Annotated in this window: 22 protein-coding genes; 8 read left to right on the top strand and 14 right to left on the bottom strand. The window is 72.5% G+C overall.

All coding sequences use genetic code 11. The annotated features are described in order from the left end of the window. Positions 1-16: 16 nt before the first annotated feature. Positions 17-1,237 carry an ABC transporter substrate-binding protein gene (locus E1285_RS23480; RefSeq protein ID WP_165966722.1) on the bottom strand — a complete coding sequence of 407 codons (1,221 nt, stop codon included), beginning with the start codon at positions 1,235-1,237 and terminating at the stop codon, positions 17-19. 494 nt (positions 1,238-1,731) lie between these two features. Here E1285_RS23480 and E1285_RS23475 point away from each other — a divergent pair, with 494 nt between their 5' ends. Continuing rightward, entirely contained in the window at positions 1,732-2,190 is a 459-nt protein-coding gene (locus tag E1285_RS23475) for a VOC family protein (protein WP_132155555.1), read from the top strand. 45 nt (positions 2,191-2,235) lie between these two features. On the opposite strand, the gene E1285_RS23470 is transcribed toward E1285_RS23475, so the two are convergent. Genes E1285_RS23470 through E1285_RS23455 form a run of 4 tightly spaced genes read right to left on the bottom strand, consistent with a single transcriptional unit; the run spans position 2,236 to position 6,055 of the window. Continuing rightward, positions 2,236-3,102: an LLM class flavin-dependent oxidoreductase gene (locus tag E1285_RS23470; RefSeq protein WP_132155553.1), complete on the bottom strand. Its 867-nt coding sequence runs from the start codon at positions 3,100-3,102 to the stop codon at positions 2,236-2,238. A gap of 28 nt (positions 3,103-3,130) precedes the next feature. Then, a complete protein-coding gene (locus E1285_RS23465; protein WP_132155551.1) occupies positions 3,131-4,357 on the bottom strand; it encodes an acyl-CoA dehydrogenase family protein in 1,227 nt (408 codons plus the stop codon). Between the two features lie 40 nt (positions 4,358-4,397). Beyond that, positions 4,398-5,162: a 3-oxoacyl-ACP reductase FabG gene (gene fabG / locus E1285_RS23460; RefSeq protein WP_132155549.1), complete on the bottom strand. Its 765-nt coding sequence runs from the start codon at positions 5,160-5,162 to the stop codon at positions 4,398-4,400. Continuing rightward, positions 5,159-6,055, bottom strand: a complete 897-nt coding sequence (locus E1285_RS23455; RefSeq protein WP_132155547.1) for an enoyl-CoA hydratase-related protein — start codon at positions 6,053-6,055, stop codon at positions 5,159-5,161. The genes fabG and E1285_RS23455 overlap by 4 nt, the downstream gene beginning before the upstream one ends. A gap of 153 nt (positions 6,056-6,208) precedes the next feature. On the opposite strand from E1285_RS23455, the gene E1285_RS23450 reads away from it, so the two are divergent. Both E1285_RS23450 and E1285_RS23445 read left to right on the top strand, forming a co-directional pair. Continuing rightward, positions 6,209-7,426 (top strand): CaiB/BaiF CoA-transferase family protein, encoded by a 1,218-nt coding sequence (locus E1285_RS23450; RefSeq protein ID WP_132155545.1) that lies wholly within the window; start codon positions 6,209-6,211, stop codon positions 7,424-7,426. 49 nt (positions 7,427-7,475) lie between these two features. After that, positions 7,476-8,690: an acetyl-CoA C-acetyltransferase gene (locus tag E1285_RS23445; protein ID WP_132155543.1), complete on the top strand. Its 1,215-nt coding sequence runs from the start codon at positions 7,476-7,478 to the stop codon at positions 8,688-8,690. Between the two features lie 72 nt (positions 8,691-8,762). Here the strand turns inward: E1285_RS23445 and E1285_RS23440 are convergent, their stop codons facing one another. Further along, positions 8,763-9,431 (bottom strand): TetR/AcrR family transcriptional regulator, encoded by a 669-nt coding sequence (locus E1285_RS23440; protein ID WP_132155541.1) that lies wholly within the window; start codon positions 9,429-9,431, stop codon positions 8,763-8,765. Between the two features lie 484 nt (positions 9,432-9,915). Here E1285_RS23440 and E1285_RS23435 point away from each other — a divergent pair, with 484 nt between their 5' ends. Continuing rightward, positions 9,916-10,362, top strand: a complete 447-nt coding sequence (locus tag E1285_RS23435; protein WP_132155539.1) for an OB-fold domain-containing protein — start codon at positions 9,916-9,918, stop codon at positions 10,360-10,362. Then, on the top strand, positions 10,355-11,506 hold the full coding sequence (locus E1285_RS23430) for a thiolase family protein (protein ID WP_132155537.1): 1,152 nt from the start codon (positions 10,355-10,357) through the stop codon (positions 11,504-11,506). The genes E1285_RS23435 and E1285_RS23430 overlap by 8 nt, the downstream gene beginning before the upstream one ends. A gap of 98 nt (positions 11,507-11,604) precedes the next feature. Here the strand turns inward: E1285_RS23430 and E1285_RS23425 are convergent, their stop codons facing one another. Both E1285_RS23425 and E1285_RS23420 read right to left on the bottom strand, forming a co-directional pair. Next, positions 11,605-12,759 carry an acyl-CoA dehydrogenase family protein gene (locus E1285_RS23425; protein ID WP_132155535.1) on the bottom strand — a complete coding sequence of 385 codons (1,155 nt, stop codon included), beginning with the start codon at positions 12,757-12,759 and terminating at the stop codon, positions 11,605-11,607. Positions 12,760-12,927: 168 nt separating this feature from the next. Continuing rightward, on the bottom strand, positions 12,928-14,517 hold the full coding sequence (locus E1285_RS23420; RefSeq protein ID WP_132155533.1) for a FadD3 family acyl-CoA ligase: 1,590 nt from the start codon (positions 14,515-14,517) through the stop codon (positions 12,928-12,930). A gap of 388 nt (positions 14,518-14,905) precedes the next feature. Between E1285_RS23420 and E1285_RS23415 the strand changes: the two genes are divergently transcribed. From E1285_RS23415 to E1285_RS23405, 3 genes are read left to right on the top strand one after another with little or no spacing between them, the layout of a single operon-like run. After that, positions 14,906-15,949 (top strand): acyl-CoA dehydrogenase family protein, encoded by a 1,044-nt coding sequence (locus E1285_RS23415; RefSeq protein ID WP_132155531.1) that lies wholly within the window; start codon positions 14,906-14,908, stop codon positions 15,947-15,949. Continuing rightward, entirely contained in the window at positions 15,936-17,066 is a 1,131-nt protein-coding gene (locus tag E1285_RS23410; RefSeq protein WP_132155529.1) for an acyl-CoA dehydrogenase family protein, read from the top strand. Before E1285_RS23415 ends, E1285_RS23410 begins: the two co-directional genes overlap by 14 nt. Beyond that, positions 17,063-17,851 (top strand): enoyl-CoA hydratase/isomerase family protein, encoded by a 789-nt coding sequence (locus E1285_RS23405; protein ID WP_132155527.1) that lies wholly within the window; start codon positions 17,063-17,065, stop codon positions 17,849-17,851. Before E1285_RS23410 ends, E1285_RS23405 begins: the two co-directional genes overlap by 4 nt. A 68-nt stretch (positions 17,852-17,919) precedes the next feature. Here the strand turns inward: E1285_RS23405 and E1285_RS23400 are convergent, their stop codons facing one another. The 6 genes from E1285_RS23400 to E1285_RS23375 all read right to left on the bottom strand — a co-directional run bounded on the left by E1285_RS23400 (position 17,920) and on the right by E1285_RS23375 (position 23,979). Then, positions 17,920-18,888, bottom strand: a complete 969-nt coding sequence (locus E1285_RS23400; RefSeq protein WP_207946751.1) for an acyl-CoA dehydrogenase family protein — start codon at positions 18,886-18,888, stop codon at positions 17,920-17,922. Continuing rightward, on the bottom strand, positions 18,885-20,015 hold the full coding sequence (locus tag E1285_RS23395) for an acyl-CoA dehydrogenase family protein (RefSeq protein ID WP_132155525.1): 1,131 nt from the start codon (positions 20,013-20,015) through the stop codon (positions 18,885-18,887). The genes E1285_RS23400 and E1285_RS23395 overlap by 4 nt, the downstream gene beginning before the upstream one ends. A 3-nt stretch (positions 20,016-20,018) precedes the next feature. Further along, a complete protein-coding gene (locus tag E1285_RS23390; RefSeq protein ID WP_132155523.1) occupies positions 20,019-20,462 on the bottom strand; it encodes a nuclear transport factor 2 family protein in 444 nt (147 codons plus the stop codon). A gap of 123 nt (positions 20,463-20,585) precedes the next feature. Beyond that, positions 20,586-22,073 carry an FAD-binding protein gene (locus E1285_RS23385; RefSeq protein ID WP_243722995.1) on the bottom strand — a complete coding sequence of 496 codons (1,488 nt, stop codon included), beginning with the start codon at positions 22,071-22,073 and terminating at the stop codon, positions 20,586-20,588. Between the two features lie 61 nt (positions 22,074-22,134). Continuing rightward, entirely contained in the window at positions 22,135-22,872 is a 738-nt protein-coding gene (locus E1285_RS23380; RefSeq protein WP_132155521.1) for a glucose 1-dehydrogenase, read from the bottom strand. A 21-nt stretch (positions 22,873-22,893) separates the two neighbouring features. Next, positions 22,894-23,979 carry a diacylglycerol kinase gene (locus E1285_RS23375; RefSeq protein WP_132155519.1) on the bottom strand — a complete coding sequence of 362 codons (1,086 nt, stop codon included), beginning with the start codon at positions 23,977-23,979 and terminating at the stop codon, positions 22,894-22,896. Positions 23,980-24,132 lie beyond the last annotated feature (153 nt).

The raw sequence follows: 24,132 nt of genomic DNA, 5'->3' as shown, positions 1-24,132 counted from the left end.
CTCCTGGCCTTTCCGGCTACTGCTTCGCGAGCTCGTTCAGATCGGTGAACTTGCCGCCGGCGGGTGCCTGGATCTCGCCGTTCTTCACCGTCTGGAACTGGATGGTCGCCCGCGGGAGCTGGGACAGCTTGAGGAAGTTCGGCGTGCCGTAGGTGAAGTCGGGGGCGATCCCGATGGAGACCTTGCTGCCCTTCAGCGACTCCATGAGCGCCTTGCCGCTGATCTCGTCCAGCGCGGCGAGCTTGTCGGCCACGAAGTGGACCGACGCCCAGGCGTTCAGCGCGAACTCGCTGCCCTCGACATCGCCGTCGCCGTACTTCTCGACCTCGTCCTGGAACTGCTTGATCTTCGGGTTGGAGGTGTTGGTCGGGGCATCGTAGTCGCTGGTGACGATGGTGCCGTCCCCCGCCTCGCCCGTCTTCTTCAGGGACGCCTCGGACACCGCCGTCGCGACGACCGCGATCTTGCCCTCGTAGCCGGCCTGCCGCAGGCCGACGATCGTCTTGCTGGTGACGTCGGTGGAGGCCAGCAGGGCGACGCCGTCCGGCTTCTCGCTGGCGATCTGGCTGAACTGGGAGGTCAGGTCGGCCGACGCGTCGAACGGCAGGTAGTGGGTCTTCCCCAGGTCGTCCGGCGACTCCAGCAAGGCCTTGACGTACTGCGGCACCAGGCGTCCGGACGGGCTGTCGCCGGTCACGACGGAGACCGTCTTGGCCCCCGCGTCCTGGAGCGCGGCGCCGGTGGCCGCCGACAGCATCGGCGAGCCGCCGACGAGCGGGAACGAGGCCGGGTTCACGAAGTCCTGCTCGGTCTGCACCTGCGTGCCCACCAGCGGGATCGACGCCGCCGCGAACGCATTGACGACCTCGTCCGAGGACACGTACTTGCCGACGGTGGCGATCACCTTCGCGTCGATGGCCTCGCGGGCGCACTTCACGGCGGCGTTGGGGTCGGTCACCATCGACGCCTCGCAGTCGACCAGTTCGATCCGGCGCGCGTCGCCCCCGCCGGCCGGCTTCACGCCGCCGGCGTCGTTCACCGCGTTGACCGCGGTCCTGGCGGCCTTGAGCAGCTCGGGCTGGTAGATGGGCCCGGGACCGGAGGCGATCACCGACAGCCGGATCGGCTCCCCGGCAAGGTCCGCACCGTACCCGGCGTCGGAGCCGGAATCGGAACACGCGGTAACGCCGGCCGCCGCGAGCGCCGCGAAGGCGGCGACGGAGAGGAATCTGCGCACGGTGGAACTCCCAACTGTCTGCGCGAAAGGGGTCATCGTCCGTATCAGCGTTCGGCGCGGACGACGCCGGGGAGCGTGCGGGCGGCCCCGCCCGCAGGGACAGAGGTTCGGATCACGACATACCCTTCGGGTGGTTCGGCCTGGTCAGGCTTCGCCATCCGATGCTGACGCTAGCATCAAAGTATATTTCGACATCAACGTCAATAGATGGCGAAGATCGACCCAGAACCGTCCCGCGCGGCCGCAGGTCGGATTTCCATACCGCCCCACGTCAGCGCAGGCTAACAACGTCCACTGCAGGGGCTCAAGGGTTGACATCGACATCGAGATTATCTGTAATGATGGACAGGCCGGGACCCCCGCAGCCAGCGCACACACGGCCGATGCCGCCGTCGCACAAGCCCTGAGCGGGTAACGGGCAGCGGCGGCCGACCGCCCATGGCGGGGACCATCTAACTTACAATATTGACGTCGATGTAGGAAAGACGGGCTCTATGAGCACTCCACGGATCTACCACGTCGGCATCGTCGTCCCCGCCCTCGATCCCGCGATGGAGCAGATGGGCGAGGCCGCGGGCGTGACCTGGGGCCGCGTGCAGCGCTTCGCGGCCGACTTCGACACCCCCACCGGGCGGCGCACGTTCGACCAGACGTTCGTACTGTCCCTGGAAGGCCCGCCCTACATCGAGCTGCTGGTGCGGGTGGAGGACAGCGTGTGGGAGCGGACCGGCCTGCACCACCTCGGCATGTGGAGCGACGACGTGCCCGGCGAGTCGGCCGGACTCGAAGCCGGCGGCTGCCTGTGGGAGGCCGCCATCACCGACGCCGAGGGCCGGCGCGCGGGCGCCTGCTACCACATCCTCAACGACCTCGACACCCGCGTGGAGCTGGTGGGCCGTGCCGCGAGCGCCCCGCGCCTGCGGCGCTACCTCGCGGGCGGCGACTACCGCTGACGGCCCGCGCCCGGCCGCGGCGGACCGCCGCGGCCGGTACCGCGGTCAGCGGCCCGCGCGGGCGGCGAGGAACTCCCAGGTGCGGTCGGCGTCGCCGCGGTTTCCCGCCAGGACGTGCCCCGCGAAGTCGGTGACGCCGCTCGCCTCGAACGTGTCGAGGCGCCGGGCCGCCTCGTCCGGGGAACCGACGATCGCGAGCCCGGCCACCCCGTCCACGCCCTCCCGGCGCAGAACCTTCCGGTAGGACGGGAAGCGGTCGTTGGCGCCGAGCGCCGCGTGGATGTGCTCGCGCGTGCCCGCGACGTCGCCGGTCACGCAGATCGGCAGGGCGGCCACGATCCGGAACGGCGAGCCGTCCGGCCGGTCCCGCAGCGCCGGGCGGATCACGTCCGTGATCGTCCGCGGCCCGGCGGCCCAGGTGACGACGCCGGACGCCACCTCCGCGGCCAGGGCGACCATCGCCGGATTGACCGCGCCCAGCAGGATCGGCGTCGGACCGCCGCCGACGACGACCCGGCCGTCCTCGCCGGTCATGACGGCCTTCAGCCGCTCCACGTAGCGGCGCGTCGCCGCGATCGGCGGCGTCCACTCCAGCCCGAACGCGTCCCGGACCAGGGCCTCGTGGGACGGGCCGATGCCGAGCGCCAGCCTTCCCCCGAGCACCTCCTGGACCGTCGCCACCTGCTGCGCGAGGGCGAACGGCGGGCGCAGCGGCATCGGCACCACGGCCGTGCCCAGTTCCACGCCCGGTACCTCGCGGCCGGCGACCGCGAAGGCGGTGAGCGTGTCGTGGCCGGTGAGCATCGGCGCCCAGTAACCGGCGAGGCCGGATTCGGCGACCCTGCGGACCTGCTCGACGACTCCGCCGACCTTTCCGCGCATGGTGAGTCCCGAATGAATGGCTATGCGCATGCTTTCCTCCGTCACCCGCCTTCCGGCGTCAGTACGACTTGGGCAGGCCGAGGACGTGCTCGCTGATGTAGTTCAGCACCATTTCCTGGCTGACCGGGGCGATCCGCATGAGGCGGGACTCCCGGAAATACCGCTCGACGTGGTACTCACGCGCGTATCCGTATCCGCCGTGCGTCTGGACCGCCGCGTCGGCCGCGGTGAACCCGGCGTCGGCGCACAGCCACTTCGCCGTGTTCGCCTCCTTCCCGCACGGCTGCCCGCTGTCGTAGCGGGCGGCGGCGTGGCGTGCCGCCAGCTCCGCGGCGTCCAGCCGCATGGACGCCTCGGCGAGCGGGAAGGCGATCCCCTGGTTCTGCCCGATCGGACGGTTGAACACCACCCTTTCCCCGGCGTACCGCACGGCGCGGCGCAGCGCCGCCCTGCCGATGCCCAGCGCCTCGTGCGCGAGCAGGATCCGCTCCGGGTTGATCCCGTCCAGCAGGTAGGTGAACCCGCGGCCCTCCTCTCCCACCAGGGCCGTTCCGGGCACGCGGAAGTCGTCCAGGAACACCTCGTACGAGGGCACCGCGTTGCGGCCCATCTTCGGGATCGCCCGCATCTCGATACCGGGCCCGGCGAGGTCGACGACGAACATCGACAGCCCGTCGGTCGGCCGCCTGCCCTCGCGCGGCTCGCTCGTGCGCGCCAGCAGCACCGCCTTCTGCGACTGCGCCGCCTTGGTGATCCAGACCTTCCGCCCGTTGATCACGTAGTCCGACCCGTCCCGCCGGGCGAACGTGCGGATGCGGCTGGTGTCCGAGCCGGCGTCGGGTTCGGTGATGGCGAAGCAGACGTGCAGGTCGCCGGCGGCGGCCGCCGGGAGCAGCTCGTCGCAGAGCCCCTCGCCGCCGTGCCGGGCCACCAGGTTGAGGCCGAAGATCGTGAGGTGGAACGGGCTGCAGCCGTTCATGCCGGCCCCGGACGCGGCGATCTCGTAGACCATCGAGGACGCCGCCGAGATGCCGAGGCCGGCCCCGCCGTACTGCTCGGGGATCGCGATGCCGAGCCAGCCGGCCGACGCGAACGCCTCGTAGAACTCCCACGGGAACCTCGCCTCCTGGTCGACGTCCGCCCAGTAGGCGTCGTCGAACCGGCCGGCCACCTCCCGGACCGCCTTGCGCAGTTCCTCGTCGGTGAGCGCCCCGTCTTCGTCGGTGCCGGCGGCGGCGGTGCCGGCGGCAGGGTCCGGCGCGGCTGGTGCGGGCTTCTCGGTCATGGGGGTTCCTCCTCCGGTAGCGATGTCTGCGACGCGAGTGTCAGCGGACCGAGCGGCCGCCGTCGACGTAGAGGACCTGGCCGGTCACGAAACCCGACTCGTCGGCGGCCAGGAACAGCGCGGCGTTCGCGATGTCCGCGGGCTTCCCGGCACGCCGCACCGGGAGCCCCGCCGCCACCTCCGCCAGCCGCTCGTCGACGGAGACGCCGAGCCGCTCGGCCGTCGCGCGGGTCATCTCGGTGTCGACGTAGCCGGGCCCGATCGAGTTGACGGTGATGCCGAAGGGCCCGAGCTCGATGGCGGTCGTCCGGGTGAAGCCCTGGATGCCCGCCTTGGCGGCGGAGTAGTTCGCCTGGCCGCGGTTGCCGAGCGCCGAGGTCGAGGACACGTTGATCACCCGCCCGTACCGCCGCTCGACCATGATCCGCTGGGCCGCCCGGGTGACGAGGAACGTGCCGCGCATGTGCACGCCGACGACGGTGTCCCAGTCGTCCTCGGTCATCCTGAACAGCAGGTTGTCCCGGGTGACCCCGGCGTTGTTGACGACGATGTCGAGGCCGCCGAACTCCCGGACGAGCCGCTCCAGCGCCTCGTCGACCTGGGCGGCGTCGGAGACGTCCGCGCCGAGGGCGACGGCCCGCCCGCCGGCCTCGGCGATGGCGGCCACGGTGTCTCGGGTCAGGTCCTCCTCGAGGTCGAGGACGCCGACCGCGGCTCCGGCGCGGGCGTACAGGCGGGCGATCTCCGCCCCGATGCCGCGGGCCGCGCCCGTCACCAGCGCGACGCGGCCGTCGAGGTTCGTCATGTTCCGTCAGCTCCAGGGTTCTCGGTGGTCGTGGATGGTGAGTGCGCCGTCCGGTCGCGCGTGAGCGCGCGGACCGCGTCGCGGTGGGCTCCGGTCTCCAGGAGCCGGACGTGCCATTCGGCCTCGGCGTCGGCGCAGGCGGCCAGATCGGAGTCGTGGGCGCGGGCCACGTGCTCCTTCATGGCCCGGAGGGCGTCCGGGGAGGAGGCGGCGAGGCGTCCGGCGAGCTTGCCGACGTGGGCGCGGATCCGGTCGTCGGGGAGCACGTCGGTCACCAGGCCGAGATCCCGCGCGCGGTCCGCCGGGACGGGCGGCGAGAAGAAGAGCAGCTCCAGCGCCCGCGAAGGTCCGATGAGCCGGTGCAGCAGCCACGTGCAGCCGAAGTCTCCGGCCAGGCCGAGCCGGCCGAAACCGGTGCGCAGTGTCGCCGAGGCGGCGGCGTAGCGCAGGTCGCAGGCGAGGGCGAGGCCGAGGCCGGCGCCGACGGCGGGCCCGTCGATGAGCGCGATGGTCGGCTTGTCCATCCCGTGCAGCCGGGCGGCCGTCGCGCGCTGGAGCGCCTTCTGGGCCGCGAGGCGCGCCTCCGGCTCTCCGGCGGGGCCGAAGATGCTCTCTCCGGCCGCGAGCATGCCGAGGTCGCCGCCCGCGCAGAAGACCCCGCCGGCGCCCTCCAGCACGACGACGCGGACGTCGTCCGACGTGGCGGCCAGGTCGAGCATCGCGGCCAGGGCTTCGAGCATCTCCCGCGAGAACGCGTTGCGCACGTCCGGGCGGTTGAGCGTCAGCGTCAGCACCCCGGAGGCCCGGGTCGCGAGCAGGTGCCCGGTGCCGGTCTCGACGGCCCCGGGCCGGGCCGGCGGCGCAGCGGGTGCCGGCTCCAAGTTATTTGACATAGACGTCGAAATTATAATTAGACGGATGCTCCGGTCAACCCTGCCGCCGACCGAGCCTCCACCTGCACCTGACTCGACATCGATGTCAAACTTGTCCTCTAGGATCGAACCGCCGGGGGCAGCGCCCGCGAGACCGCGCACACGGAGGAGCACATGCACGATCGGCCAGGCCAGGACACCGCCACCGGCCCCGAACCGCCCCTTTCCGGCACCGTCGTGCTGAGCTTCGAGCAGGCGGTCTCCGCTCCCTACTGCACGCGGATGCTGGCCGACCTCGGCGCCCGCGTCATCAAGGTGGAGCATCCGCGGTCCGGCGACCTCACCCGGTGGTTCGACGACGCCGCCGAAGGACTGGCCACCTACTTCGTCTGGCTGAACCGCAACAAGGAGTCCCTCGCCCTCGACTGCAAGCGGCCCGAGGCCCGGCCCGTCCTGGACCGGCTGATCGAAAGCGCCGACGTCGTGGTGCAGAACCTCGCGCCCGGTTCCGCCCGCCGGCTCGGGCTGGACGCGGCGACGCTGGTCGAGCGGCACCCGTCCCTCGTGGCGGTGGACATCTCCGGCTACGGCACCGGCGGGCCGCTCGACCACCGCCGCGCCTACGACCTGCTCGTCCAGGCCGAGAGCGGCTCCTGCGCGGCCACGGGACGCGCCGGCGCGCCGGCCAAGCCGGGCATCCCCATCGCCGACATCGGCACCGCGATGCAGGCGGCCTCGGGCATCATGGCCGCGCTGCTCGGGCGGGCCCGCACCGGCACGGGCGCCGCACTGCAGGTGAGCATGTTCGACACCGCCGCCGACCTGCTGGGCTTCGCCCTCCTGTACGCCCGCTACACCGGACAGGAGCGCGCCCCGATCGGCATGTCGTCCCCGATCGTGGCCCCGTACGGCGCCTACCCGACGAGGGACGGCCGCACCGTCGTCCTCGGGACCACCAACGACGCCGAATGGCAGCGCCTCTCCCGCGACCTGATCGGACGGCCGGACCTGGCCGACGACGAGACGCTCGCCACCACCCCGCAACGCTGCGAGCAGCGAGACAGGCTGGACGAGGCCGTCGCCGCCTGGACCTCGACGCTCGACCTCGCCGAGGTCTGCGCCCGCGCCGACGCGGCGGGCATCGGCAACGCGGAGTTCAACCGCGTGACCGAGGTCGTCGACCACCCGCAGCTGACCGCCCGCGACCGCTGGCAGGAGGTCGGGTCGCCGGCCGGTCCGCTGGCCTCGCTGCTCCCCCCGGTCATCACCCCCGCGTGGGACACCCCGTTGCAGGACGTCCCCGGCCTGGGCGAGCACACCGCCGCGATCCTCGCGGAACTGGGCTTCGCCCCAGACGCCCAGGACGGGCTCCGCCAGGCCGGCGCGGTGTGAACCCGCCCCGCCCCTCACCAGGCCCCCTCACCGAAGCTCAAGGAGAGACATGAACGACGCCGTGATCTGCCAGCCCGTCCGGACCGCGATCGGCCGGTTCGGCGGCGCCCTGCGGACGGTCCCCGTCCAGACGCTGGGCGTGACGGTCGTCGAGGCGCTGATGGCCCGCAGCGGCCTGGACGGCGCGCTCGTCGACGACGTCGTGTTCGGCCACTGCTACGGCACCGCCGAGGCGCCCGCCCTCGGCCGGGTCGTCGCGCTCGACGCCGGGCTGCCGACCACGGTCCCCGGCATGCAGCTCGACCGGCGCTGCGGCTCGGGCCTCCAGGCCGTCGTGCACGCCGCCGCGATGGTGCGCTCCGGCACGGCCCAGGCGATCATCGCGGGCGGCGCCGAGAACATGTCGCAGGCGCCGCACTACTCCCTGACGGCGCGCTGGGGATCGGGCGCCGGCGACATCACGCTGACCGACACCCTCACGCGGGGACGCACGACGGCCGGCGGGCGGTCGTACCCCGTGCCGGGCGGCATGCTGGAGACGGCCGAGAACCTGCGGCGGGAGTACTCGATCAGCCGGGAGGACCAGGACGAACTCGCGTACCAGTCGCACCAGCGCGCGCTGGACGCCCAGGACCGCGGGGCGTTCGCCGACGAGATCGTCCCCGTGAAGGTCGGCACCCGCAAGGGCGAGGTCGTCGTCGACACCGACGAGCACCCGCGCCGCGACATCTCCCGCGAGGCGCTCGCCGGGCTCCGCGCGGTGATGCGGAAGCAGGACGACGGGGCGACGGTGACGGCGGGCAACGCCAGCGGCCAGAACGACGGCGCCGCCGCCTGCCTGGTCACCACGCCCGAGTTCGCCGCCGCGCACGGGCTGCGGCCGCTCGCCCGCGTGGTCTCCATGGCCGTGGCGGGCGTGTCGCCCGGCGTCATGGGCATCGGGCCGGTGCCGGCGACGCGGCGCGCCCTCGACGCCGCCGGGCTGAAGCTGGCCGACATGGACCTCATCGAGCTGAACGAGGCGTTCGCCGCCCAGGCGCTCGCGGTGACGCGGGAGTGGGGCTTCGGCGCCGGCGACTTCGAGCGGCTCAACGTCAACGGCTCGGGGATCTCGCTCGGCCACCCGGTCGGCGCCACCGGGGCGCGGATCGTGGCGACGCTGCTGCACGAGATGGCGCGGCGGGACGCGCGGTACGGCCTGGAGACACTGTGCATCGGCGGGGGGCAGGGCATCGCGGCGGTCTTCGAGCGCGTACAGGCGTGAGGCCCGGCGAGCCCGGCGGGCCCGGCGGCGCGCGGTGAAAGCGATCGAGCAGCCGCACGCGCGCGGGAAGGCTCAGGCGGTTCCGGTCCCGGCCTTCGGCTGGGACGCGGCCTGGGACCGGTGATCGGCGGCGGCCGGGCCCAGGCCGAGGGCGTTCGCCCACAGCAGGGTCAGCTGCTCCACCGCGTCCTGCATGTCGAACCGCGCGCCGCCGATGAACATCATCTCGGCGAACTTCGCGACCATGCCGCCGAGCGCGGTGGCCGCGAGCCGCTCGTCGATCCGCTCGTCGGCCACGCCGGCCGCCTGCAGCCGCTTGATCGCCGACTCCAGCCGGGCCGCCAGGTAGTCGTCGCGCTTCGACCGCACCATGCGGACGTCGTCGTTGTAGCGGCTGACCTCCTCGATGACCCGCATGATGCGGGCCTCCTTCTTGTAGGCGGTCAGGTAGGCCTTGTTGGCGGCGCGGATGCGGTCGATGGGCGTGGCGTCCTCGCCCCGGTCCTGCGCGATGTCGTCCATGGACACCAGGCGGACCTCGACCTCCTCGGCGATCTCGCGGAACAGGGACTCCTTCGAGTCGAAATAGTGGTAGAAGGATCCGTGCGAGACGTTCGCCTCCGCCGCGATGTCGGTGATCCGCGCCTGGAGGAAGCCGTCGCGTTCGAACACCACCTTGCCGGCCTCGAAGAGGCGCGCCCGTGTCCGGCGGCCCTTCGCCGAGCGAGGCTCTGTGTCCATCCCGTCCTCCAAACCATGAATTTGACGTCAGAAACATAATGCCGCAAGCACCGGCGTTCAACATCATCCGATGTTCCGGCGGCGGATCTCAAACGAGCCGGGGGACGGGCGCACGGGATCCCGGCCGGATCTTCCGCGTCACGGCTGCCGGTCGCCGGCCCTCCTGCGCTCGATCGTCCAGCATGGCGCCTCCCCGTTCCACCCGGCCGGCGGGCACGGGACCGCCCCAGCCTACATTTTCGACATCGATATCTAAATAGCGGATCCCCTACCCACGAGCGGAAGCGCACGGCCAGCGGGGTTCCTCGTCTTCTCTTTGATGTCGACGTCAGTATAAGATAATGCTCGCCGCGCGTCCCGGCACCCGTCCGGGCAGTGCCCGGCGTGCCGCGCGGACGGCGGGCGGGACGGCGTTCCGCACCGCCCCGACACCCGCGAGCCCCGTCCCGCCGGTCCCGGTGAGCGGGAGAAGCAAGGAGAAGAGATGGCACCGGTCCCCATAGCCGACGATCTGTTCACCTCGTCCGACGGCGAACCCAGCCTGGTCGGCGGCAGGTGCGCGGAATGCGGCGCGTTCGCCTTCCCGCTGCGGGCGGGCTGCCCGAGGTGCGGCGCGACCGCCGTGGAGCGGACGCTGCTGAACCGCTCCGGAACCCTCTGGTCGTGGACGACCCAGGGCTTCCCGCCGAAGGCGCCGTTCCGCGGTGAGTTCGCCGGGACCGACCCCTTCGAGCCATGGCTCGTCGGCGTGATCGAGCTGTCGGGTCAGCTGCGGGTCGAGGGGCTCATCACGGGCTGCTCGCAGGACGAGCTGTCCATCGGCATGCCGATGCGGGTCGTCACCATGCCGTTCCGCACGGACGAGGACGGCCGCGAGATCATCACGTTCGCTTTCGGACCGGAAGAAGGAGACGAGGCCGGCCATGCCTGACGTAGCGATCATCGGGGTGGGCATCCACCGGTTCGGCCGGTTCCCCGGCAAGCCGGCCCTGGCCATGGGCGCGGAGGCCGCCCGGGAGGCGCTGGCCGACGCGGGGCTTTCCTGGGCGGACATGCAGTTCGCCGTGGGCGGCAGCTACGAGGTGGACCAGCCGGACGCCGTCGTCGCCGAGCTGGGGCTGACCGGCGTCCAGTTCACCAACGTCTACAACGGCTGCGCGACGGCCGGCAGCGCGCTCGCCCTCGCCAGCCAGACGATCAGGCTGGGAGAGCACCAGGTCGGGCTGGTTCTCGGCATGGACAAGCACCAGCCGGGGGCGCTCACCGCCGAGCCCGAGGAGTACGGCTGCCCGTCGTGGTACGGCGAGGCGGGCCTGTTCCTGACCACGAAGTTCTTCGGCATGAAGATCAACCGCTACATGCACGACCACGGGATCACCCACGAGACGCTCGCGGCGGTCGCCGAGAAGAACTACCGCAACGGCGGGCTCAACCCCAACGCCCACCGGCGCACCCCGCTGACGAGCGAGCAGATCCTCGGGTCCCGGATGGTCAACCATCCGCTGACGCAGTACATGTTCTGCAGCCCGAACGAGGGCGCGGCGGCACTGGTCGTGTGCGACGCGGCCGTGGCGCACCGCTACACCGACAAGCCGGTCTACCTGCGCAGCGTCGTCACCCGGACGAGGCGCTACGGGGCCTACGAGGTGCACACCCCGTCCGCGTCCGTCGCGGCCGACCACGTCCCGGCACCGACCGTGGACGCCGTCCGGGCCGCCTACGAGGCGGCGGGCGTCGGCCCAGAGGACGTCGGCATCGCCCAGCTCCAGGACACCGACGCGGGCGCCGAGGTCATCCACATGGCCGAATGCGGGCTGTGCGAGGACGGCGCGCAGAACGAGCTGATCGCCTCCGGGGCCACGGAGGTGGGCGGGAGCCTGCCGGTCAACACCGACGGCGGCCTGATCGCCAACGGGGAGCCGGTCGGCGCGTCGGGCCTGCGGCAGGTCCGCGAGCTGGTGCTGCAGATGCGCGGGCAGGCCGGCGACCGCCAGGTGCCGAACGAGCCGCGGGTCGGGCTCGCCCAGCTGTACGGCGCCCCCGGCGTCGCCGCGGTCTCAATCCTGTCGACCTGAGCATCTGATCCGGCCGCCTGATCCGGCCGGAGGGCGGGAGACCGCGACGATCCGCCCCGGGGCCGCCCTGGGGCGGATCCGGGACGGATCCGGGGCATTCAGCCCGCGGCCGCACCGATCGTCTGCCGAGCGATGATCAGCTGCTGGATCTGGCTGGTGCCCTCGTAGATGCGGAACAGGCGCGCGTCCCGGTAGAACCGCTCGACCGGCACCGAGCGCATGTACCCGGCGCCGCCGTGCACCTGGACGGCGCGGTCGGCGACCCGTCCCACGGCCTCGCTGCAGAAGTACTTGGCGGCGGCCGGGCCGGTGCGGCGGTCCGAGCCGTCCGCGTAGGCGCGGGCCGATTCCAGGACCAGGGCGCGGGCGGCCATGGTGTCGGTCACCGAGTCGGCGATCATCGCCTGGACCAGCTGGTGGGAGGCGATGGCGCGGCCGCCCTGCTTGCGCTCGGACGCGAACCGCACCGACTCGTCGATGAGCCGCTGGCACATGCCCACGCAGGCGGCGGCGAGCAGCAGGCGCCCGTTGGACAGGCAGCGCATCGCGGTCAGGAAGCCGGTGTCGACCCCGGAGTCGCCGCCGACGACCGCGCCGGCCGGCAGCCGCACGTCGTCGAGGTTGACGTCCGCGGTCCAGGCTCCGAACTGGCCCATCTTGTGGTCGCGGGGACCGACCGAGACGCCCGGCGTTCCGGCCGGGACGATGAACGTCGAGATGCCGTGGGACGACTTGGCGCCGGGGTCGGTCCGGGCGAACACCATGAAGACGTCGGCGATCGGCGCGTTGGTGATGTACCGCTTGGTGCCGTTGAGGACCCAGGCGTCGCCGTCGCGCACGGCGCTCGTCCGGAGGTCGGACGGGTCCGACCCGGCGTCCGGCTCGGTGAGCGCGAACGACGCGACGGTCTCCCCCGAGGCCAGCCTGGGCAGCCATCCGGCCTTCTGCTCCGGGGTCCCGCCGTCCATGATCACCTGGCCGGCGATGCCCACGTTGGTGCTGAACATGGAGCGCAGCGCCGGGGTCGTGTAGCCGACCTCGATCAGCAGCCGGCACTGGTCGACGATGCCGAGGCCGAGCCCGCCGTACTCCTCCGGGATGGTGAAGCCGAACAGGCCCATCCGCTTGGCCGCCTCACGCAGGACGGCGGGGACCTCGTCCTTCTCGTCGATCTCCGCCTCGCGCGGGATGACCTCCTTGCGGACGAAGTCCCGCACCGCGTCGAGCATCGGGTCGAGATCGTGATCTGCCACGTGGGCCACCTTCCGTTTCGGGCTTGCGCGCATCGCGTGCGCGTCGCGATTTTTAAATATCGATGTCGATGTCAATACATTCGGCGGCGGCGTCCGGGCCCTGGCGAGGATTTCGCCGGTGCCGCGGCCCGACGGCCGGGCACCGCGGCCGGCGAGGCGGTCGCGGGCTCAGCCGCGGCGGCCGGCGGCCCGCGCCTCCAGCGCGTTCTTCTCCACCTTCCCGCTCGCGGTGAGCGGCAGCTCGCCGATCAGCTCGACGTGCCGCGGGACCTTGTAGTTGGCCATCCGGTCACGGCACCAGGCGATCAGCGCGGCACCGTCCAGGCCGGGCGACCGGGGCACGACGAACGCCATGCCCACCTGGCCGAGGCGCTCGTCGGGGACGCCGATGACCGCGGCCTGCCGGACGCCCGGATGTTCGAGGAGCATGGCCTCGATCTCCGCGGGGTAGGCGTTGAACCCGCCGACGATGAACATGTCCTTGGAGCGTCCGGCGGTGCACAGGCAGCCGCGCTCGTCGAAGCGCCCGAGGTCGCCCGTGCGCAGCCAGCCGTCCGCGGACAGCGCCGCCGCCGTCGCCTCCGGATCGTCGAGGTATCCGGCCATCGTGGTCGGGCCGCGCAGGACGATCTCGCCGACCTCGCCCTGCGCGACGTCCTCGCCGTCGGGGCCGGTGACGCGGATCTCGAAGCCGGGACGGGCGCGCCCGACGGTCGTCGCGATGGTCTCCGGGTCGTCGTCGGGCGAGGTCGAGCTGGCCGTCCCCGCCTCGGTGAGGCCGTAGCCGGCGACGATCACCGAGAACGGCAGCTCTGCCCGCAGCCGCCGGATGAGCTCGACCGGGATGTCGGCCGCGCCCGTGACGGCGACGCGCAGGCTCGTCAGGTCGTACTCGTGCCGGTCGGCGTGCTCCAGGATCGCGTGGTAGAGGGCGGGCGGACCGGGCAGCACCGTGACCCGCTCCTCGGCGACCTGCCCGAGCAGCCGGTCCACGTCCAGGACGGGCTGCGGGAGCATGGTGGCTCCGGCGGCGACGCAGGCGAGGATGCCTCCCTTGAAGCCGAACATGTGGAAGAAGGGGTTCACCAGCACGTAGCGGTCATCGGCCGACAGGCCGGTCATGCTCACCCAGTCGGTCCCCACGCCCATCGACCGCCGGTGGGTCATCAGCACGCCCTTGGGCGTTCCCGTCGTGCCGGAGGTGAAGAGCACGTCGGACGGATCGTCCGGGCCGAGTGCGGCCCGCCGTCGGTCGACCTCGGCGAGGTCGTCCGCGGTGGCGCGGGCCATGAAGTCGGCCCACATCACGCCGGGCCCGGACGGCTTGCCGCTGGCGATGACGATGGTCCGCAGGTCGGGCAGGGGCACGCCCGTGCCGGTGAGCATCCCGACGTAGTCGTTGCCGAGGAACTCCGTCACCGTCACCAGGACCTTGACCTGCCCGCGCCGCAGGATGTCGGCGGCCTCCAGGCCCTTGAACCGGGTGTTGACCGGAACCAGCGTCGCGCCGGCCTGGTACAGCCCGAGGAGCGCGACGATCCACTCGCGGCTGTTGAACGCCCAGATGCCGACGCGGTCGCGGGGCTCGACGCCCGCGGCCACCAGCGCCGCGCCGAACCGGCGCGCCTCGGCGTACAGCTCCGCGTAGGAGACGCGCTCGCCGCCGTCCACGATCGCGGTGCGGGCGGGGAAGCGCTCCGCCGCCGACGCGGTCATGGCCGCGATGCTCGGCCACGTCGGCTCACAGCTCTGGTTCATGGCGCAACTCCCGCTCTTTCCCTCGGTGAACGTATCGCCGCATGGCCCGGACCGGCGCCTCGTCCCGGCACGAGCGGGGCCGGGTGCCGGGATCCATGATTGACATCGACGTCAGTATAGACTTTTATCTAGAAGTGTAAATCGCTGCAACGTCCGCGTCGGCCGCCCGAACGAAGGGCCGGCGCATGGTCTTCCGAGGTTGCCGGTACATGATCACGATGCCCGTCCCCGCCGCGGCCGCACCGCCGCGCCCGCCGGGCTGCGGCCGTCCCGCAGCGCGCCGGGCCACGCCGCCGCGAATCCGGCTCCGCTCCCGGAGCACGGTCCCCCTCTCCCCCTCCCCCGGGTGGGCGCCCGGCCGGCGAGACGGCCTTCGGAGTGAACACTGATGGACGTCCGACTCTCCCCCGAGCAACAGGCGCTGCGCGAGGCCGCGGCCCAGCTCGTCGACGACCTCGCCCCCAAGTCCGTCGCCGAACTCGACGACCCGGCCCGCGCCGCCAGGCTGGACACGGCCGTGGTCGCCTCCGGCTGGCGCGAGCTGCGCACCCCGGACGACGGGCACCGGCCGCTGGCCTCCGCCGTCGAGGCCGCGATCGTGGCCGAGGAGCTCGGGCGCGGAGCGGCCGACACGCCGTTCCTCGGCCCGACCCTGGCCGCCGAGCTGCGCCGCCGCGCCGCCGCGCCCGATTCCGCCGCGCCCGAGACCGTCCTGCTCAACCCCGGCCTGTCCGGGCTCGCCGTCGTGGAGGACGGGGACGCGCACTGCTCGGGCGTCGCCATCGACGCCCGGAACGCCACATCCGCCCTCGCCCTCGCCCGGAACGGCGACGGCTACGACCTGGCGGTCGTGCCCGTGCCGGGCGCGGCGCCGGGGCGCGACCTCACCCGCCCCATCGCCACGGTCGACCGCGCACCGTCCGAACGGCCGCACGGCGCGCCCCGCCCCCTCACCGAGGCGGACATCGAGACGTGGACGGCCCTGGCCATCGCCCTCACCTGCGCCGACCTCGTCGGGACGATGCGTGGCGCGGTCCGGCTCGCCCGCTCGTACGCGGTCATCCGGCAGCAGTACGGCGTGACGATCGGCACCTTCCAGAGCGTGCAGCACATGCTCGCCGACGCCTACGTGTCGGCCGAGGGCTCCAAGAGCGTCGCGCTGCACGCCGCCTGGGCGGCCGACACCCTGCCCGCCGGCGAGGCGCTCGACGCCGCCGCCGTGGCCAAGGCCTACTGCGCGCGCGCCGCCCGCGCGGTGTGCGAGACCGCCGTCCAGGTGCACGGCGGCATCGGCAACACCTGGGAATGCTTCGCGCACGTCCACCTGCGGCGGGCGTTCCTGTCGACCCAGCTGCTCGGCGACGTGGGCGCGAACCTGGACCGGGTCGCCGCGCACCGCAAACTTGGAGGCGTGCACGATGGACTTCGCTGACTCCGCCGAGGAAGCCGCCTTCCGGCGGCGCCTGCGCGCGTGGCTCGCCGAGAACAACCCCGAGCTTCCGGCGTCCTCGACGTCCGACGCGTACTGGGACGGGCAGGCGCCCTGGCACGTGGCCCTGTACGACGCCGGCTTCTTCGCGCTGTCCTGGCCCGAGGAGATCGGCGGCCACGGCCTGCCGAGCGTGTACGAGGCGATCGTCGACGAGGAGCTCGCCGCCGCCGGCGCCCCGCCGCGGCCGAGCCTCGGCTACCTGGTCCAGGGCATGCTGCGGCACGGGAACGACGACGTCAGAAGCCGGTTCCTGCCCGGCATCGTCAACGGCCGGCATCGCTGGTGCCAGGGGTTCAGCGAGCCCGACGCCGGGTCCGACCTCGCGTCGCTGCGCACCCGCGCCGAGCCCCGCGGCGACGAGTACGTGATCACCGGCCACAAGGTCTGGACGAGCTACTCCGACAGCGCCGACTGGTGCATGGTCCTCGCGCGGACCGACCCCGGCGTCCCCAAGCACCGCGGGCTGTCGGCGTTCGCCGTCCGGATGGACCAGCCGGGCATCGAGCAGCGCCCGCTCAAGATGATCAACGGGGTGACCCGGGAGTTCGGCGAGGTCGTCTTCGACGGCGCGGTCGCGCGGGCGTCCGACATGATCGGGGACCCGGGCGAGGGCTGGAAGCTGGCCATGACCGTGGTCAGCCACGAGCGGGAGCCGGGGGAACTCGGCTACGTCGCGCGCTACAGCAAGGCGGTCAACGAGCTCGCCGACTCCGTACGCGCGGAACCGGAGCGGTTCACGGGCGAGAACGTCCGCGACGTCGCGTGGGCGATCGTCGAGGCCGAGATGCTGCGGCTGCACGTCTGCCGGCGGCTCTCCGACCGGCTCGGCGGGATCTCGCACGGCCCCGAGGGCTCGGTGGACAAGCTTCTGATGACTTGGGTCGAACAGGCCGTCGGGCACGCCGCGCTGGGCGTGAGCAGCGTGACCGGCGGCGCGGAGGAGGACACGTGGCTGAGAATGTACCTGTACAGCCGGGCGCAGAGCGTGATGGGCGGAACGTCGCAGATCCAGCGCAACCTGGTGGCGACCCGGATCCTCGGGCTCCCGGTCTCATGAGCCTCCGCGATCTGGCGCCGGAGATCGAGGTCACCGCGGACGGGCCGGTCAGGATCGTGACGCTCAACCGTCCCGAGAACCTGAACGCGACCAACCACGCCCTCCACGAGGGACTCGGCGCGCTGTTCCCCCTGCTCGACGCGGACGACGGCGCCCGCGCCGTGGTCCTCACGGGCGCGGGGCGCGCGTTCTCCGCCGGCGGCGACTTCTCCTACCTCGACATGCTCACCAGGGACGACGGCCTCCGCCGGCAGACGCTCACCGACGCCCGCCGCATCGTCACCGGCATGGTGCAGTGCCGGCTGCCGATCGTCGCCGCCGTCAACGGCCCCGCCGTCGGCCTGGGCTGCAGCCTGGCCGCGCTCTCCGACATCGTCTACATGGCCGAGAGCGCCCACCTCGCCGACCCGCACGTCATGGTCGGGCTCGTCGCGGCCGACGGGGGCCCGGTCACCTGGCCGCTGCTGACGAGCCTGCAGCTGGCGAAGGAGTACGCGCTGACCGGCGAGCGGATCCCCGCCCGCCGCGCGGCCGAGATCGGGCTCGCCAACCACGTCTGCGCCGACGACGAGGTGATGCCCGCCGCCATGGCGTGCGCGCGGAAGCTCGCCGCGCTGCCGCGCCGGGCCCTTGAGGACACCAAGCGCATCCTCAACCTGCATCTGGAACGCGCCGTCCTCGCCACGCTCGATTTCGCGATCGCCGCGGAGGACCGCTCGTTCCTCTCCCCGGAGCTGCGGGCGACGCTGGACAAGCAGCTGTCCAAGCGGAAGGACGCGGGCTGACCGAACACGAAAGGAGCCCCTCCCGGACCGGTCCGGGAGGGGCTCCTTCGTGGTTTGCGGCGTGGCCGTCAGAGCGGCGGCACGGCGGGCATGCGGCCGGTGCGCAGCAGCTCCTCCCCGAGTTCGCGCGTCAGCGTCCGCGCGTCGCCGAGAAGCCCGTCGAGGGCGAGGACGCGCCGGAAGTGGCGGTGGAACTCGTGCTCCTCGGTGAACCCCACGCCGGCCAGCACCTGCTGGCAGTGGCGCGCCACCGTGCGCGCGTTGCGTCCGGCGAGCGACTTGGCGATCCCGGCGAGCAGCGCCCGGTCCGCCGCCTCCCCCGCGTCCACCGCCTCCGCGGCGGCGGCCTCCGCGCTCTCGATCGCGAACAGGCTCTCGGCAAGGCGGTGCCGGACGGCCTGGAACGAGCTGATCGGCCGCCCGAACTGGACGCGGGTCAGGGCGTGCTCGCGTGCGAGCCGGAGCATCGTCCGGCTCGCGCCGATCAGCTCGTGCGCCAGCGCCGACCGGCCGGCCGCCAGCGCGTCCTCCCAGTCGGCCTTTGACCCCTCCGGGACGGGGACGCCCTCGGCGTCCACCCTGGCCAGTCCCAGTCGCGGGTCGACGCCGCCGACCGGCCGGATCCGGAGTCTCCCGGTCTCCACGGTGACCGCGCGGAGGACGCCGTCCTGCTCGGCGACCACCACCGCGGTGCCGGCCGCCGCCATCCGCGCGGTGCCGAGGCCGCGCACCGCGAGCTCGCCGTCCCGGACGGAGCCGGGCGCCGTGTACCGCCCGAACTCCGGCAGGACGACCGCGGTACCGGCGCCGGGCGACGACCCGAGCGCCGCGGCCAGCACGTCGTCGAGCGCGCCCGAGGCCGCGTTCGCCGCGCCCTGCCGGTCGAACAGCAACGCGGGGACGGCGGCTCCCTCGGCCCGCAGCGCCTCCCGCCAGCCCACCTCGTCCAGCGACGCCTCGACCGCCGCGACGCCCTCACCCTGGAAGGCCCGCTCGAAGCTCTGCGCCAGCAGATCGGCGGTCTCCGCGTCCATCATCGGTCCACTCCCAGGTCCAGCAGGCGGCGCGCGATGATGTTGCGCTGCACCTCGGCGCTCCCGCCGTAGATCGTCGCCGCCCGCGAGTACAGGAACTCGGTGCGCCACCGGTCGCCGCCGGCGTCGTCGCCCACGGCGATGTCCGCCGGCACCGCGTCGGCGGCGAGGTCGTACACGGCCTGCTCGGTCGTCGCGATCATGACCTTGTCGATCGACGTCTCGGGCCCAAGCCGCTCCCCGCGCGCCATCCGGTACTGCGTCCGGCGCGAACGCGCCTGGAAGGCGAACACCATCTGGACCACCTCGCCGAGCGCGGCGGGATCCAGCGCGCCCTCCGGCGCGGAACCGAGCAGACCCTGCAGCCGCTGCCGCAGGTAGGCGCCGCGATGCCACAGCGACGTGCTCCGCTCGTAGGGCAGCAGGTCCATCGCCACGGCCCAGCCGCCGTCCACCTCGCCGAGCGTGCGGTCGAACGGCACCCGCACGTCGTCGAAGAACACCTCGCAGAACTCGTCACGCCCGTGCATCGCCCGGATCGGGCGCACCGTGATCCCCGGCGAGTCCATGTCGACGAACAGCGCGGTGATGCCCTTGCCGCCCGACTCGGGCGCACCCGTCCGGGTGAGCAGGACGCAGCGGTCGGAGAACTGCGCCAGGCTCGTCCACACCTTCTGGCCGCTGACCCGCCACCCGTCTCCCTCGCGGCGGGCGCGGCAGGCCAGGGAGGCCAGGTTGCTGCCCGTGCTCGGTTCGGAGAACCCCTGGCACCAGGTCTCGTCCCCCCGCAGCAGCCGGGGCACCATCTCCGCCGCCAGCTCGGGACGGGCGAACTCGATCATCGTCGGCGCCAGCACCTCGGTCATGGAGTAGATGCCCGGCTCGATCAGGTCCCGGAACGCGAGCGCCTCCCCGAGGTAGGCGCGCATCAGCGAGGACCCGCCGAACCCGCCCACCCGCTCGGGCCAGCCCCACCGCATCCAGCCCGCGTCGTAGGCCAGGCGCTTGACCTTGGCCAGGTGCTCCATCTCCTCGTCGAGCGAGACGTCCGGGCCGTGCCGGGGTTCGAGCTCCGGACGGTGCTCGTCGAGCCACGCGTCCAGGCCGGCGCGGAACTCCTGCAGATCCATGGCTCAGCCCGCGGACTTCTGCCCCGGCACCGGGCGGCGCGGGTCGTGCGGGCGGCCGGAGTCCCTGGAGCCGTCGCGGCGCAGGAACGTCATGGCCCTGGTCTGCAGGCGCCAGCCGTCCCCGGTCCGCCGGTACGTGTCGGTGTAGTAGCCGATCCGCATCGAATGGTCGGTCTGGGCGACGAAGCACAGGGGCTGGACGCCGGTGCCCGCGTCCTCCCCGTCGAACTCGATCGCGGGGGTGCTCACGGTGAACACCCCTTTGGGCGCGGCCGCCATGAGCGACGGGAAGTCCCCGGGCGCGTACTTCTCCCCGAAGGCGCTGTACCAGCCGTCCGCCGCGAACACGGCCAGCACCGTGTCAACGTCGTCCATCGTCATGCCTGCCGCGTAGCGTGCGAGCAGCTGCTCGATCTCGATGACGTCGGCTATGCGTGAGCTGTCCACGGGGTGACCTCCTCGCCGGGATCCGGGATGCGCGCAGGGGCGATCCCCCCGCACACGGAGATCCTAACTCGACATCGACGTCGATTCCAGTTGTGTGGCCCCCGACAGAGCCCGGCCGGGCCCCTACCGGGGTGTGCTCCGGGCTCGGACGGCGGCGGCCCGGCCGGCCCTGCGGCCGAAGTACGAGCCCTCGCCGAGCTGGGTCCCCGAGCAGTATCCGGCGCCGTCCTGGGCGATGTTGGACGCGCAGGCACCGGCCGCGTAGAGCCCGTGGACGACCGACCCGTCGGCTCGCCGCACCTCGCCCTCGACCGTGGTGGCCATGCCGCCGAGCGTGAAGCCGGCGTACAGGGCGGTGCCGAGGGTCAGGTCGTAGACGCCCCAGGGGCCCTTGGTCTGCGGCGCCAGCCAGTCGGGGTGCTTGTGGAAGTCGGGGTCCTCGCCGCGTGCGGCGTGCTCGTTGTAGCGCGCCATCGTCGGCGCGAGCGAGCCGCGGGGCAGTTCCAGGCCCGCCTCCATCTCCTCGATGGTCTCGTAGCCGTCCTTCAGCGGCACCAGCGGCATCCGCTGCTCCTCCATGTGGTCGCTGTCGGCGATCAGGTACGCCGTCGCGTCCGGCTGCCGGAGGACGAAGTACGACGTGCGCGCGTGGTAGCTGTCCTCGGCCACGAACCGCTCACCGCGGTTGTTGACGATCAGGCCCTTCACCAGCGACGACGGCGGGTAGAACGGCGCGGTGACGAACGGTTCCTCCATGTGCTCCAGCGCTGCGCCGGCCGACTGGCCCAACCGGATCCCGAGCCCGTCGTCGTAACTGCTGCCAAGGGTGAACAGCTTCCCGCCGAGGGCGGGCGTGTAGGCGGCGACCATGTCCGGGTTCATCACGAACCCGCCCGCCGCGATCACCACCCCGGCGGCGCCGACGACGCCGGTCCGGTCGAAGCTCCGCCACGCGACACCGGTGACCGCACCGTCCCCGGTGGCCACCAGGTTGGTGGCGCCCGTCTCGTAACGGACCTCGACCCCGGCCTCCTCGATCCGGTCGCGCAGCAGGTCCATCACCACCTTGGTGCCGTCCGTGTCGCCGGGAACCGGCACCTTGTGACCCCTCGGCGCGGGCTGGACCTCGTCCCGGAACGGCCACACCTTCTCGTTCCCGGTGAACATCAGGCCCTCGGTGCCGGGCTGGATCACCGCCTTCCCGGGAAAGTAGGACCGCTCGAACTCGAACCCCAGCGCCTCCAGCCACTGGAACTGCTCGACCGACCCCTCGCAGTACGCCCGGATCTTCTCCTCGTCGGGATCCTTGGTGCTCGCCATCAGATAGCGCACCATCGCCTCGACCGTGTCCGGGTGACCGGTGGCCCGCTGGACCGCGGTACCCCCGCCGAAGTAGAAGTGGCCGCCCGACATGCTCGACGTCCCGCCGTGGACGGCGGCACGCTCCAGAAGCAGCACCCGCGCCCCCGACCGGGCGGCCTCCAGCGCGGCGCAGCCTCCGGCGATTCCGAAACCCACCACCACCACGTCGAACCACTCGGCGTCTCCGGGGAGCTCCGAAGCCGGTATCACCTGGGGGACGGTCATTCCCGGAGAGGATTGTGCGTTCATCGGTCCTTGCCTCATGCCGTGAGCGGTCTCGGTCGGACGGCGGCGGGATCGCCGGTCGCGGTCAGCCCTTGTGCGGGATCTGGTTGACGGTGCCCCCGTCGATGACGAACTCGGATCCGGTGGCGTAGGACGACTCGTCGCTGGCGAGGAAGACCACGAAGGAGGCGACGTCCTCGGGCTGCCCGGGGCGGCCGAGCGGGATCGGGACCATGTCGTCGGGGATCCCCTCGGTGATCGGGGTGCGGATCAGCCCCGGGTGCAGCGAGTTGACCCGGACACCGTGCGGGGCGAGCTCGATGGCGACCGACTTGGTCAGGCCGCGCAGGCCCCATTTCGACGCCACGTAGCCGTGCGCCCAGGAGGTGCCGCGGAGTCCCTCGATGGACGAGTTGTTGATGATCGCGCCGCCGCCGGCCGCGATCAGCGCGTCGGTGGCCGCGCGGATGCCGAGGAACGGGCCGGTGAGGTTGACGTCGATGATCTGCTGCCACTTCTCCAGCTTGAACCGGGTGATGGCGGCGCCGTTGGCGATCCCCGCGTTGTTGAAGAGCACGTTCAGGCGGCCGAACTCGCCGACGGTGGTCTCGACGGCGGCCGTCCAGTCCTCGGCGCGCGTCACGTCGAGGTGCACGTAGCGGCCCGCGTCGCCCAGCTCGTCCGCCACGGCCTCGCCCGCGTCGTCGAGGATGTCGCCGATCACGACCTTGGCGCCCTCGGCGACCAGCGCCCGGGCGCTGGCGGCTCCGATGCCGCGCGCGCCCCCGCTGATCAGGGCGACCTTCCCGTCCACACGTCCCATCGTTGCGGTCCTCTCCAGTTCTCAGCCGGCCAGCGCGGTCGCGAAGACGCCACGGGCGGTGTTGAAGGGCAGGTCGAGCGGCGTCCGGAGCCCCGGCGGCGCCCCGATGACGTCGGGGATCGAGTTGACGATGCGCCCGGCGCCGGACGCGATCGCCGCGTAGTTGTGGTCGCCCCTGGCGCTGGTCGGGCAGACGTCGACGCGGTAGGACGGTTCGCCCGCGATCTCGACCCGGTAGGAGCCGCCGTCCTGCGCCGGCTGCGGCCAGTCGGGACGCAGGTCGCCGCGGAGCCGGGTCGTGTGGTCGATGACGAGCACCTCCTTGCCGCCGGCGACGCCGCGGATCTGGAACCGCATGGCCGCCACCCCGCCCGCGGGGATGTGCCCGGCGGCCACGTCGAACGCCTCCGGCGCCGGCTCCTGCTCGAACCACTCGGTGATCTCGTCGAGTTCGAAACCGAACCCCCGGGCCAGCATCCGGAGGCTGACCCCCCAGGACGCCGCCAGCATTCCCGGCTTGAACATCTTCGGCAGGTCCCCCACCGGCCGGCCGAAGCCCATGAAGTCGAACACGACCTCGCTGCCGTCATAGGTCGCGTAGTCGGCGATCTCCGAGCAGCGGACCTGCTCGACCCGCTGGCAGGTGCCGGCGATCGCGAAGGGCAGCAGATCGTTGACCCACCCCGGATCGACTCCGGTGGCGAAGAGGCTCACCCCGCCCGCGCGGCAGGCTTCCTCGATGGGGTCGATCATGCGGTCCGGCAGCACGCCCCACGGGTAGATCATGGGCACCGGCGAGGAGGCGACGACGTTGCTGCCGGCTGCGAGGATCTTCCGGACGTCGTCGAGGGCCTCGAACAGCCGGGTCTCGGCGAGCGCGCAGTAGACCGTGCACTCCGGACGCGCGCCCAGTGCGGCGTCCAGGTCGTCGGTGGCCACCACGCCCGTGACCACGTCCAGACCGGCGAGCTCACCGGCGTCCCGCCCGACCTTCGCGGGGCTCGACACGACCAGCCCCACCAGCTCGAAGCGAGGGTCCTCGATCAGCTGCGACAGGGCGATGCGCCCGACGTTGCCGGTCGCCACATGAAGAACGCGGATGGCCATGGTGCTCCTCGCGGTGGGGGGACGATGCCGGTCAGCACCTCGTCCCCGACAGCGCGCAACGCGCCCGCAGGGCGATACTGGTCAGCTGACTGGACACTTGTCCACCTTATTGAAGCCCCGGACACCCCCGCAATAGCCCGCCCGCATTCGCCC

Source organism: Actinomadura sp. 7K507, from assembly GCF_004348425.1.
In the GTDB taxonomy this organism is placed as follows: domain Bacteria; phylum Actinomycetota; class Actinomycetes; order Streptosporangiales; family Streptosporangiaceae; genus Spirillospora.
Note: the sequence above shows the minus strand (reverse complement) of the source record. Positions and strands in the feature narration are given on the sequence as shown.

What these genes read in the sequence shown, in the direction of transcription:
- E1285_RS23455 (WP_132155547.1), bottom strand. Translation starts at nt 6,055, where the DNA reads ATGTCAAATAACTTGGAGCCGGCACCCGCTGCGCCGCCGGCCCGGCCC.
- E1285_RS23385 (WP_243722995.1), bottom strand. Translation starts at nt 22,073, where the DNA reads ATGAACGCACAATCCTCTCCGGGAATGACCGTCCCCCAGGTGATACCG.
- E1285_RS23420 (WP_132155533.1), bottom strand. Translation starts at nt 14,517, where the DNA reads ATGAACCAGAGCTGTGAGCCGACGTGGCCGAGCATCGCGGCCATGACC.
- E1285_RS23410 (WP_132155529.1), top strand. Translation starts at nt 15,936, where the DNA reads ATGGACTTCGCTGACTCCGCCGAGGAAGCCGCCTTCCGGCGGCGCCTG.
- E1285_RS23440 (WP_132155541.1), bottom strand. Translation starts at nt 9,431, where the DNA reads ATGGACACAGAGCCTCGCTCGGCGAAGGGCCGCCGGACACGGGCGCGC.
- E1285_RS23475 (WP_132155555.1), top strand. Translation starts at nt 1,732, where the DNA reads ATGAGCACTCCACGGATCTACCACGTCGGCATCGTCGTCCCCGCCCTC.
- E1285_RS23450 (WP_132155545.1), top strand. Translation starts at nt 6,209, where the DNA reads ATGCACGATCGGCCAGGCCAGGACACCGCCACCGGCCCCGAACCGCCC.
- E1285_RS23400 (WP_207946751.1), bottom strand. Translation starts at nt 18,888, where the DNA reads ATGATGGACGCGGAGACCGCCGATCTGCTGGCGCAGAGCTTCGAGCGG.
- E1285_RS23435 (WP_132155539.1), top strand. Translation starts at nt 9,916, where the DNA reads ATGGCACCGGTCCCCATAGCCGACGATCTGTTCACCTCGTCCGACGGC.
- fabG (WP_132155549.1), bottom strand. Translation starts at nt 5,162, where the DNA reads ATGACGAACCTCGACGGCCGCGTCGCGCTGGTGACGGGCGCGGCCCGC.
- E1285_RS23430 (WP_132155537.1), top strand. Translation starts at nt 10,355, where the DNA reads ATGCCTGACGTAGCGATCATCGGGGTGGGCATCCACCGGTTCGGCCGG.
- E1285_RS23375 (WP_132155519.1), bottom strand. Translation starts at nt 23,979, where the DNA reads ATGGCCATCCGCGTTCTTCATGTGGCGACCGGCAACGTCGGGCGCATC.
- E1285_RS23395 (WP_132155525.1), bottom strand. Translation starts at nt 20,015, where the DNA reads ATGGATCTGCAGGAGTTCCGCGCCGGCCTGGACGCGTGGCTCGACGAG.
- E1285_RS23465 (WP_132155551.1), bottom strand. Translation starts at nt 4,357, where the DNA reads ATGACCGAGAAGCCCGCACCAGCCGCGCCGGACCCTGCCGCCGGCACC.
- E1285_RS23445 (WP_132155543.1), top strand. Translation starts at nt 7,476, where the DNA reads ATGAACGACGCCGTGATCTGCCAGCCCGTCCGGACCGCGATCGGCCGG.
- E1285_RS23405 (WP_132155527.1), top strand. Translation starts at nt 17,063, where the DNA reads ATGAGCCTCCGCGATCTGGCGCCGGAGATCGAGGTCACCGCGGACGGG.
- E1285_RS23415 (WP_132155531.1), top strand. Translation starts at nt 14,906, where the DNA reads ATGGACGTCCGACTCTCCCCCGAGCAACAGGCGCTGCGCGAGGCCGCG.
- E1285_RS23470 (WP_132155553.1), bottom strand. Translation starts at nt 3,102, where the DNA reads ATGCGCATAGCCATTCATTCGGGACTCACCATGCGCGGAAAGGTCGGC.
- E1285_RS23380 (WP_132155521.1), bottom strand. Translation starts at nt 22,872, where the DNA reads ATGGGACGTGTGGACGGGAAGGTCGCCCTGATCAGCGGGGGCGCGCGC.